Annotated in this window: 9 protein-coding genes, 1 tRNA gene, 1 other RNA gene and 1 pseudogene; 5 read left to right on the top strand and 7 right to left on the bottom strand. The window is 72.5% G+C overall.

The genetic code is table 11. From position 1 onward, the window contains the following. Positions 1–94: 94 nt before the first annotated feature. The 4 genes and pseudogenes from ABZ272_RS26225 to ABZ272_RS26210 all read right to left on the bottom strand — a co-directional run bounded on the left by ABZ272_RS26225 (position 95) and on the right by ABZ272_RS26210 (position 2,215). Positions 95–589, bottom strand: a complete 495-nt coding sequence (locus tag ABZ272_RS26225; RefSeq protein WP_355052600.1) for a hypothetical protein — start codon at positions 587–589, stop codon at positions 95–97. A 92-nt stretch (positions 590–681) separates the two neighbouring features. Then, positions 682–1,236, bottom strand: coding sequence for a hypothetical protein (locus ABZ272_RS26220; protein WP_355052599.1), 555 nt, complete (start codon positions 1,234–1,236; stop codon positions 682–684). Between the two features lie 276 nt (positions 1,237–1,512). Next, a complete protein-coding gene (locus ABZ272_RS26215) occupies positions 1,513–1,704 on the bottom strand; it encodes a DUF397 domain-containing protein (protein WP_355052567.1) in 192 nt (63 codons plus the stop codon). Continuing rightward, a pseudogene (locus ABZ272_RS26210) lies at positions 1,695–2,215 on the bottom strand (DUF5753 domain-containing protein). The gene ABZ272_RS26215 and the pseudogene ABZ272_RS26210 overlap by 10 nt, the downstream one beginning before the upstream one ends. A 442-nt stretch (positions 2,216–2,657) precedes the next feature. Here ABZ272_RS26210 and ABZ272_RS26205 point away from each other — a divergent pair. Beyond that, positions 2,658–2,900: a flavin reductase gene (locus tag ABZ272_RS26205; RefSeq protein WP_355052566.1), complete on the top strand. Its 243-nt coding sequence runs from the start codon at positions 2,658–2,660 to the stop codon at positions 2,898–2,900. 78 nt (positions 2,901–2,978) lie between these two features. Here the strand turns inward: ABZ272_RS26205 and ABZ272_RS26200 are convergent, their stop codons facing one another. Both ABZ272_RS26200 and ABZ272_RS26195 read right to left on the bottom strand, forming a co-directional pair. Further along, the gene (locus ABZ272_RS26200) at positions 2,979–3,815 is read right to left on the bottom strand and encodes a class I SAM-dependent methyltransferase (RefSeq protein WP_355052565.1); all 837 of its coding nucleotides are present in this window, start codon (positions 3,813–3,815) and stop codon (positions 2,979–2,981) included. A gap of 76 nt (positions 3,816–3,891) precedes the next feature. Next, positions 3,892–3,976, bottom strand: a tRNA-Ser gene (locus tag ABZ272_RS26195). A gap of 82 nt (positions 3,977–4,058) precedes the next feature. Here ABZ272_RS26195 and ffs point away from each other — a divergent pair. Next, an RNA gene (gene ffs / locus ABZ272_RS26190) (signal recognition particle sRNA small type) lies at positions 4,059–4,148 on the top strand. 204 nt (positions 4,149–4,352) lie between these two features. Beyond that, positions 4,353–7,328, top strand: a complete 2,976-nt coding sequence (locus tag ABZ272_RS26185) for a DNA polymerase III subunit gamma and tau (RefSeq protein ID WP_355052564.1) — start codon at positions 4,353–4,355, stop codon at positions 7,326–7,328. Here the strand turns inward: ABZ272_RS26185 and ABZ272_RS26180 are convergent. Beyond that, positions 7,225–7,965 (bottom strand): DUF998 domain-containing protein, encoded by a 741-nt coding sequence (locus tag ABZ272_RS26180; RefSeq protein WP_355052563.1) that lies wholly within the window; start codon positions 7,963–7,965, stop codon positions 7,225–7,227. The genes ABZ272_RS26185 and ABZ272_RS26180 overlap by 104 nt on opposite strands. A 122-nt stretch (positions 7,966–8,087) precedes the next feature. Between ABZ272_RS26180 and ABZ272_RS26175 the strand changes: the two genes are divergently transcribed. Both ABZ272_RS26175 and ABZ272_RS26170 read left to right on the top strand, forming a co-directional pair. Then, positions 8,088–9,290: a hypothetical protein gene (locus tag ABZ272_RS26175; protein WP_355052562.1), complete on the top strand. Its 1,203-nt coding sequence runs from the start codon at positions 8,088–8,090 to the stop codon at positions 9,288–9,290. Positions 9,291–9,443: 153 nt separating this feature from the next. Continuing rightward, positions 9,444–9,752, top strand: a complete 309-nt coding sequence (locus ABZ272_RS26170) for a YbaB/EbfC family nucleoid-associated protein (RefSeq protein WP_007466279.1) — start codon at positions 9,444–9,446, stop codon at positions 9,750–9,752. The last annotated feature ends 3 nt before the right edge of the window (positions 9,753–9,755 follow it).

The following is a 9,755-nucleotide window of genomic DNA, read 5'->3' as shown; positions in this document are numbered from 1 at the left end:
AGCAAGGGCTGGCGCCCTCGTCTCGGCAAGGGCTGGCGCCCTCGTCTCGGCAAGGGCTGGCGCCCTCGTCTCGGCAAGGGCTGGCGCCCTCGTCTCAGCAGGGGCCGGCGCCCTCGTCGAAGAGGCGGCGCGCCCACTCGGCGTACCCGGCGATGGTTTTTCGGACCGTGCGCCCGTCGTGCAGGAACAGGTACGCGCGGTCGCCGCTGCGGGCGAGCAGCCCGTCGAGCCGGTGAGTCCCCTGTGGAGCGGGCAGCCGGGTGACCGACGAGTAGCGGTCCCAGACCTCCTCGATCGGTGAGCCGGCCGTTATGCCCTCCGGTGTCCGCATCGGGTCGCCGACCCACAGCAGCACCAGTTTGTCCTCGACGAAGACGGGACTGGCCGTGTCGTGGCCGGCGAGGACCGGTCCGCAGGCGTCCAGGTCGGTACGCAGGACGCCCCGCCGGGTCAGTTCGGCCTCGGTGTCACCGAACTCGATGTCGCGCAGGCCGTTCAGGTCGATGATCTCGACTACGCCGGCGGGCCAGTTGGCGGGCATCGGCCCAGCGGACGGCGCACCGCTGCCCGCGATCGAGGCAGCAGTCAGCAGCATGGCAATAAACGCGAATTGTCGCAATTTCATGGAATCCCCCAGTCCCCAACGGGGCTGGGCCGTTCAGGTTGCTGCCCGCCGACGGATTACTGGTTTTCCCACTGTTCGATCAGATCGTCCCAGTGGTCGGCGCTGAGTCGACGCCGCCCGTGCGCCAACCACCCGGCGGTGTTGCGTTCCAGATGCAACCCCAGCTCGGCGAACGGATCGATCCATGCCCCACGCTCCACGCCGAGCCGGATGAGCGCCGAGTTGATCGGCCACTCCTCCCGTGGGGCTTCCAGCACGTCGTCGAAGCGCGGCCCCCAGGACAGCGCCCCGCCGAGCCACACCGCCGCCGACTGGTAGCCGGTCCCGCCGCCGAACTCCGCCTCCAGGTACGCCACCGGCCCCGTACGCGACCACACGGCCAGCAGCTCGACCAGCGGCGGCGACAACACGAGGTCGAACGGCTGCTCGGCGCTGCGGTCGTCCGCCGCGTAGTCCGGTAGCGATCCGGTCAGCTCGGCCACCAACTGCGGGGTGACCGGCAGCAGCGCGAAATCCTGACGCAGCTCACCGAGGACGGCGTGGTCCAGCTCGGCGGTGTGCTCGCGGAGCAGGTCCGCGTCCGCGACCACCGCGCTGAGCTGGTACGCCATCACACCCCCGCCGTCGTCCACAACCTGTGGATAGAACATGTGTACGACGGTCGCCCTCGCCGCCGTCCGTGACTGGCACGGTACGCGGCGCTGCGAGCCCCGGCGGTGCCGCGCTGCCTCGGTGCCGGGCTCGGCGGCCCGGCCCTCCGGCGGCCCGGCCCTCCGCCGGCCCGGCCCTCCGGCGGTCTGGCCGCAGATCTTGGACAGTTTCCGTCAGCTCCGAACGGAAACTGTCCAAGATCTCGTCGTCAGCGGCGCGGGCGCTTGGTCGGGGACTCAGGCGCGGTCGGCGAGATGGGCCACGAACGCGCGCCAGGCCGTCGGCGTGAAGGCGAGCGCCGGACCGGTCGGGTCCTTGGAATCCCGTACGCCGACCACGCCGGGCAGGTTGTCGGCGACCTCGACGCACGCGCCGCCGTTGCCGCTGCTGCGGGTGCTCTTGCGCCACCGTGCGCCGTTCAGCTCCATGATTCCGCTACTTCCGTCATCAGCTCGACCGACTGCGAGTGCGACAGCGCCTCGCCGCGCACGTTCTCCCATGCCGCCATCATGGCCGCGATGTCGTCCGGGTCGCTAGCTACTTGTCCCTGAAGCTGGTTGTCCAGGTAGCCGGCGACCCGATGGTCGTGGCTGTGCGCGATCACGAACGGTCCGTTCAGTCCGGCATACGCGCCGACCGTGGCCGGCACGACGTGCACCCGGATGTGCGGCTCGGCGCAGGCCGCGACGAGGGCGAGCATCTGCTCGCGCATGGTCGACCGGCCGCCCACCGGCCGGCGCAGGATCGCCTCGTCGACGACCGCCGTGAACTGCGGCGGGTCGTCCCGCTTGAGCACGCCCTGCCGTTCAGCCGAACGGCGAGGTGCCGCTCGACCTCGCTCCGGGGGATCAGGCCCGCGCCGCCGAGGACCGCGCGGGCGTACGCCTCGGTCTGAACAAGTCCCGGCAGGACCGTCGACTCGTACCAGCGCAGCGACACCGCCTCGCGCTCGATCTCCTGCCAGGGGCGAAACCAAATGGGATCACGACGTCTTGCAGTGTCCGGCCAGATGTCCGAGACGTCCTTGTGGAGGGCTTCCGCCGCCGCCAGGCGGTGCCGAGGATGCGGGATGCGGCCCTCGGTCAACCAGCGCGCGACGGTCTTCGGGTCGACGCCGACGGTCTCGGCGAGGGATTCGGTGGTGTGCCCGGTGTCGTTGAGCGCCACCCGCAACGCGTCGTTCACGGCCCCTCCATCGGATGTCTCGAATATCTGAGAACCATATAGCTACGCCCTGTAGGTGCCCGATGACGCGCCGCATTGTGGTCCACAGAAGACGGCGTGGCCGGTGGAGGCGCAGCAGCCCGGCGGTCGGCGTCAGTCCGGGGTCGCCCCGACGCGGAGGCGGGGTGACCCCTCCACCAGGAGAGGAGGTCCACTCATGCCGCGCCGTCGCCACCGCAACCACCTGCCGACCCGACCTACCTGGCGCTGTCAGGCCTGCGGTATCGCGTGGCCCTGCTCGGCGGCGAAGCTCCGGCTGCTCGGCGAGTACCGGGGCGATCGCGTGGCGCTGACCATTTACCTGGCGACGCTGCTGACCGAGGCCGGCGAACATCTCCGATACGTCGATCCGGCCCGGCTCACCGACCGCTTCCTCTCCTGGGCCCGCGCCCGGGGGTGAGCGGTTCTCGGCCGCCCCGAAGCCGAGGGGGTCGGGCCCGTTCCGGGGCTGAGCGGTCCGCGCCGCCCGAGGCAGTCGTCAGGGTCGCCAGATGACGATGCTCACGTCGCGCCGGCGCTCGGCGAACAGGCCGTCCCGCGCCGCCGCCGTCAGGAGATCGCGTAGGTCCGCCTCGAACGCGGGCAGCCGGTCGCCGAACAGGTGCGGCGTCGAACTGGACAGCGAGAAGACCGCCGACATCACCTCGTCCACCGATCGCTCCGCGACCATCCCCTGCTCGACGGTCAGTCGGGTGGGGCCGGAGAACCCAGCGGCGAGCATGATCTCTCCCTCGCCACTGGGGGTGCCGGAGGGCAGCGAGCCCTGTCCGGCCCGGCGTACCGGCCCCAGGTAGCGCGCCACCAACTCGTTGATCCGGGGCCAGGGCGGGCGGGGATACGGCAGCGGGTCGTCGTCGGCAACGCCCTGGTGGGTGGTGGCGCCGACGTGGACCCAGGCCCCGTCGGGCGCGAGCATGTCGCGGACCCGGCGGGCCACCAGCGGCCGATCCATCCAGTGGTACGACTGCGCGAACGTGGCGACCCGGAACGTACCCAGGTCGGCGGGCAGTTCCTCAGCCCGCAGGTGCCGCCACTCGACGTTGGTGACCTCGGCCTCGCCGGCCAGGCGTCGCGCCTCGGTGAGCATGTCCCGGTCGGCGTCCACCCCGACGGCCGCCTCGAACAGGGGCGCGAGCAGCAGCGTCAATGAGCCGGGCCCGCAGCCAACGTCCAGAAGCCGGCCGGTGCCGTCCAGGTCGAGCGCGGTGCCGACGGCCTCGGCGACTTCGGGTGGGTACGGCCACCGGCCGACGCTGTAGTGCCGGGCGCTGCCGGCGTACAAGGTCTCGTCCCACTGCCAGGTCGAGTCAGCCATGGCATCGATGAGACCACAACGACAACGCCCGGCCGACCTGTTATCGGTCTGCCGGGCGTCGATCATGCTCCGCGAGCGGAGGATACGAGATTCGAACTCGTGAGGGTGTAAACCCAACACGCTTTCCAAGCGTGCGCCCTAGGCCTCTAGGCGAATCCTCCGCGAGCCAGGATACAGGCCGCCGTCGACCGGGACACCCCACCACCCCCTGAAGATCGACGAGCCGTCGGGTAGGGTTGGCGTCACCTCCCGTGCGGCGGTATCTCGTGAACCTCCCCAGGGCCGGAAGGCAGCAAGGATAAGCGAGCTCTGCCGGGTGCACGGGAGGCCTTTTCGTTCCCGGGGCCTTGATCCACTCGATGTGCATGATGTCGGGCTGTCAGAGGCGCGCGGACACCCCGGTTTCCAGGAAGCCGAGTCGATCAAGCCGCGGCAACCCAGGTCGATCAGGCGTGACGGTCCAGACGACCCGGCGGGGTGGGTGGTCACCCGCGCCCGACCGGCGCAGAATGGCTCGGTCGAGAGGAGGCGGGACGAGTGACGCTGGCGCTGTACCGCAAGTACCGGCCACGTACCTTCGCCGAGGTCATCGGGCAGGAGCACGTCACCGAGCCGTTGTCGCAGGCGCTGCGCAGCGGCCGGCTCAACCACGCCTACCTCTTCTCCGGCCCCCGTGGCTGCGGCAAGACCACCAGCGCCCGGATCATGGCCCGCTCGCTCAACTGTGAGCAGGGCCCCACCCCCGAACCGTGCGGCAAGTGTGCGTCGTGCCGCTCGCTCGCCACCGACGGCGCGGGCTCGATCGACGTGATCGAGATCGACGCGGCCAGCCACGGTGGTGTCGACGACGCCCGCGAGCTGCGGGAGCGCGCCTTCTTCGCGCCGGCCAGCAGCCGCTTCAAGATCTACATCATCGACGAGGCGCACATGGTCTCGACCCAGGGCTTCAACGCCCTGCTCAAGCTGGTCGAGGAGCCCCCGGAGTACGTCAAGTTCATCTTCGCCACCACCGAGCCGGAGAAGGTCCTCGGCACGATCCGGTCGCGGACCCACCACTACCCGTTCCGGCTTTTCCCGCCGAAGGTGGTTCGCCCGTACCTGGAGCAGCTCTCCCAGGCCGAGGGCATCACCGTCGAGCCGGCGGTCTTCCCGCTCGTGGTGCGCGCCGGGGGCGGCAGCATGCGGGACAGCCTCTCCGTACTCGACCAGCTCATCGCCGGCGCCGGCCCGGAGGGCGTCAGCTACGCCCGGGCCGTCTCCCTGCTCGGGGTCACCGACTCCGCGTTGATCGACGAGATGTGCGACGCGCTGGCCGCCGGTGACGGCGCGGCCGCGTACGCCACCGTCGACCGGGTCGCCGAGGCCGGGCACGACATGCGCCGGTTCGCCTCCGACCTGCTGGAGCGGCTCCGCGACCTGATCGTGATCCAGCAGGTGCCGGACGCCGCCGCGAAGGGCCTCATCGAGGGCCCCGGCGACCAGATCGAGCGGATGGCCGCCCAGGCTTCGCAACTCGGCTCGGCCACGCTCTCCCGCTGCGCCGACATCGTGCACGACGGCCTGGTCGAGATGCGCGGCACCACCGCGCCCCGCCTGCTGCTTGAGCTGATCTGCGCCCGGATGCTGCTGCCCGGCGCGGACGACTCCACCGGCGGCCTCCTCCAGCGCCTCGAACGGATGGAACGCCGTCTCACCCTGGGTGGCGCCGACCCCGCCGGGTTCGCGCCGGCCACCACCCCAGGGGTACGCCCACAGCACGCCCCTCCGGTCCCGGCTGCCGCAGCCCCCACACCCGCCGCCGCCCCGACGTCCGCCCCGCCGTGGGATGTCGACCCGACGGCTTCCCCGGCTCCGCGAACCGCAGGTGCCTCGGCTTCCACCGCCTCGGCCGCTGCCGCCTCGACCGCTGGCGGCTCGGCCGCCGGAACTGCGGCCTCGGCCGCCGGCGTCGCCTCGGGTGCCGGTGACGCTGCCGCCTCGGGTGCCGGTGGCGTTGCTGGCTCGGCCGATGTCGCCTCGGGCATCCGAGGTGTGCACGCGCCCTCGGGAGCGGACTCCCCGATTCCGGTGTCGCCCGGCGCGTCGGCCGCCGCCCCGACGGCCGCGCCCGTGTCGCCCGCCGGACCGGGCACCGGCTCGACCCCGCGTCGGGCGGTGCCGCCGTCGGCCGTGCTGCCCGATCCGGCGACGCCCGCGCCGCCCCGCCCGGGTACCCCGGCCCCCGCGCTGGACGCGGTAGCGGTGCGCCGGGTCTGGCCCGACGTGGTCGGCAAGGTCAACCGGACCAACAAGCGGATCGCCGCCCTCATGCGTGACGCGGTGGTCCGCGAACTCGACGGCGACATGCTGGTCCTGACCGTGAAGTCCTCCGTGCTGGCCAAGATGATGGCCGACCACGCGGCGGTGCTCACCGACGCGCTCTACGAGGAGCTGGGCGGGCGCTGGCAGATCCGCTGCGAGGTGGCCGGCGAGCGGGGTGCCGCGTCGCTGTCCGGCCCGCGTCCCCAGGCGGCCGCGCCGACCCGACCCGCCACACCGAACGCGGCCGCCGCCAGTCCGACGAGCGCGCCGCCCGTCGAGCCCGGCCCTAGCGCCGGGCCGACTGCCGCTTCCGGCCCGTCGGGTGCGTCGCCTGCGGCGCCCCGTCCGAGTGCCGCGCCCGCTGCCGCTTCCGGCCCGTCGGGTGCGTCGCCTGCGGCGCCCCGTCCGAGTGCCGCGCCCGCTGCCGCTTCCGGCCTGTCGAGTGCGCCGCCTGCGGCGCCCCGTCCGAGCGCCGGACCGACTGCCGCTTCCGGCCCGACCAGCACCCCACCGGCCGCGTCGACCTCGACCACCGCCGCCGGCCTGGAGGACGACTGGCCGGAGGCAGCGCGCCCCGGCGGCGGAGCCCCGGCCGCCGAGGCGGCCGATGACGAGGCGTGGCCGGAGGCTGCCCGCCCCGGCGGCGCGTCAGCCGAAGGCGCCGCACGCTCCGACGCCACGTCGGGCGACCCCGCATCGACCGGCACGAACGGCGGTGGCGCGAACGGCGGTGGCGCGAACGGCGGTGGCGCGAACGGCACTGGGGCGAACGGCGGCGGACCAGGCGTCGCGGGTGGCCCCGGCGCGCTGGCCGGTGGCGGTAAGCCGGGCGGGCGGGACAACCCGACACCGGCGACCCGGCAGCCGGCGTCAGCCGGTGGCGCACCGGTGAGCAGCGCCATCGCCGCGGCTCGCGCGGCGGCGGCGGGACGCGGTGCGCGTACCCCATCGGCGAGCCGGCCCACCGCGGACGCGGAATGGGCGGGCGAACCTCCCTACGACCCGGACTTCGACGGACCGTTGCGCGGCGGACGGCCCGGCGGCGCGTCTCCGGCGGCGAAACCCACCTACGAGGGGTTCGACCCGGGCGACGAGCCGTTGGACGAGGTCATCGACGAGAAGACGGCCCGGGAGTCGAGCGAGGAGCAGGCGGTACGGCTGCTGCGGGAGACCTTCGGCGCCGAGAAGATCGACGAGGTGGACGCGCGGTAGCGGGCGCTTCGCCCAGCAGGACGCCGAGGCAGCAGGCCCACAGGGGGAAGGGCAGCACGGCGACGCGTTCCAGGCCGCCCATCCCGATGCCGACGTCCTGTTGGGCGGTGAACAGCACGGTCCCAGCCAGCGCGGTGAGCCCGGCGGCGAGGGAGATCCGTCGCCACCGGCCGAGCACCGTGGAGTCGGGCGCGAAGCCGGCGAGCAGCAGGCCGACGTTGCCCACCCCCATGATCAGGAACGCGCCCAGGACGTGCCGGTTCTCGTCGATGTCGGCGGGATAGAGGGCGACCAGGGCGTACCCGCCGGTCGCCAGCAGCAGCAGGATCTGCGCCGAGCGCACCACGCCGCCCCGGCCGAGGAGCCGCCAGGTCAGCAGCAGTCCGGTGGCGAGCAGGACGGCGGTGGCCAGCATCGCGGCGTTCATCAGCGGATGCCAGGGCGAGCAGACGAAGCGAGGTCGGGTGGTGTCCCAGATCCCGCAGTGGACGTTGCCGAGGTCGCTGATGTTGTGGGTGGCCCAGCTGTAGGTGGGCTCGCGCCAACGCAGGCCGGTGACGAGACCGGCCACGAGGAAGACCGGTGCGGCCACTGCCCAGCACAGCGCGGCGGCACGTCCACTGCGGGTGAGGTTCATACCCCCGAGCAGACCAGTGCGGGGGTGCCCGCCGCACTACCGCCAGACGGCCGGTTCGGGGTAGTGGTAGCCGTACCGTCACGGGGTGGACGGTCTTCCCGTGCGCTGTCAGGATGTGCGCCGTGAAGATCACCTCGACTGCGGGGGAAGTCACCGACACCGGCTGGTTCGGCCGTGACCAGGCGAAGACTGCGGTGCTGGCGGTCATCGGCCTGGTCATGCTGATCTCGGCGTGGTCGCTGCCCTGGGTGGCGGTGAGTCGCGGCGAGTACGCCGTGGATCGGTTGTTCGGCCGCGCTCCCTCGAGCGAGGTGCGGACGTACATGCTGACCGACCTGGCGGGCTACTGGCAGCCGTTGGTGGTCGGGTGGGCGGCGTTGCTGGTATTGCTGGCGCTGGCCTGGGTCCGCCCGGTGTGGCGGTTCTGGCTGCGGTTGGCCGCGATACTGCTCGGTCTGGTGGTGGGCGTCGGCACCCTCCTGCCGGCCACGGCCGCCATCGACGTCAGCGGCTTCCCGGTGGACGATCACCCCGGTACGGACCTGCTCAACGGCGTCTCGCTCGGGCTCTTCGGGGTGGTACTGCTCGCGCGTGCCGTCACGACTCTGCCCGAGCCGCCCGCGCCCGCCGTACCGGAGGCAGCCCCTGTCGTATCCGTGGACGAGCCGGCCGCGACGAACCCGCCAATGGCGGCGAATTCGACGCCCTTCGTCTGGCAGGGTTCACGCCCGAACGTCCGGCCGGCGGCACCCTGGTGGCGGCGACCCGCACCGGTCGTCGGCGTCCTGGCAATCCTGGGCATCGCAGTCCTCCTCAGCACGGTCACCTGGCGGGCGATCAACTCGGTCGACGATCAGACCCCTGAGCTCGGCGCGTTGATTGTCGCGGCTCCCGCCGGCTGGGCCTCCGCCGCGCCGGCCGCGGGGGACGATCACGTCGATCTGGGCCGTGTTCTGCCTCTGTCCGAGGCGCGGGCGCACCTGCTCGCCGAGCAGGCGGGCGGCGACGTGATCCAGACGGCCGCGTCGGCCTGGACCGGTCCGGACGCGACCCTCGTGTCGATCACCCTGCTCGAGTTCGGTTCGGCGGGCTCGGCGGACCAGTTCCAGCGCTCCTACAGCGATCTGCGGGAGGCAACCCCCGGCGAGGTGACGCCGCTCGCTGAACTGCCGGGATCAGCCGTCTTCGTCGATGCCGAGCGAACCGGTGTCTGGGCCGTCGCCGGCCGGGACGAGGTCGTTCTGATCGTCAGCGCGGTCGGCGGCCCGCCGGGGACCGTACCGGTCGTCGAGTCGCTCGTGCGCGAGCAGTACGACCGACTTTGAGTTACCGCGTCCCGTTGGCGAAGGAGCTGGGGAGCCCCGGCGTGGGCGGACGCACCGGGCACGGCGACGTCGGTCCCAGCGGCTAGGCTGGTCGGCGGCCGAGCAGACGAGTGCGAGAAGGAGCCATCCGTGCGCCCAGGTGGACAGCCGAACATGCAGCAGATGCTGAAGCAGGCGCAGAAGATGCAGCAGCAGATCGCCGCCGCTCAGGCCGAGCTGGCCGAGGCCGAGCTGACCGGCACGGCCGGCGGTGGGCTGGTCACCGCGACCGTGTCCGGCTCCGGTGAGCTGAAGGCCATCAAGATCGACCCGAAGGCCGTCGACCCGGACGACGTGGAGACGCTGGAAGACCTGGTGGTGGCGGCCGTGCACAACGCTGCCGAGGCGGCGCGTGAGCTGACCGAGCGCAAGATGGGCCCGGTCGCCGGCGGCATGGGCGGCCTCGGCCTGCCCGGTTTCTGAGCC

The organism is Micromonospora sp. NPDC005979 (genome assembly GCF_040614415.1).
In the GTDB taxonomy this organism is placed as follows: Bacteria; Actinomycetota; Actinomycetes; order Mycobacteriales; family Micromonosporaceae; genus Micromonospora.
The sequence above is the reverse complement of the archived record's forward strand: the minus strand, read 5'-3'. Positions and strand labels throughout refer to the sequence as shown.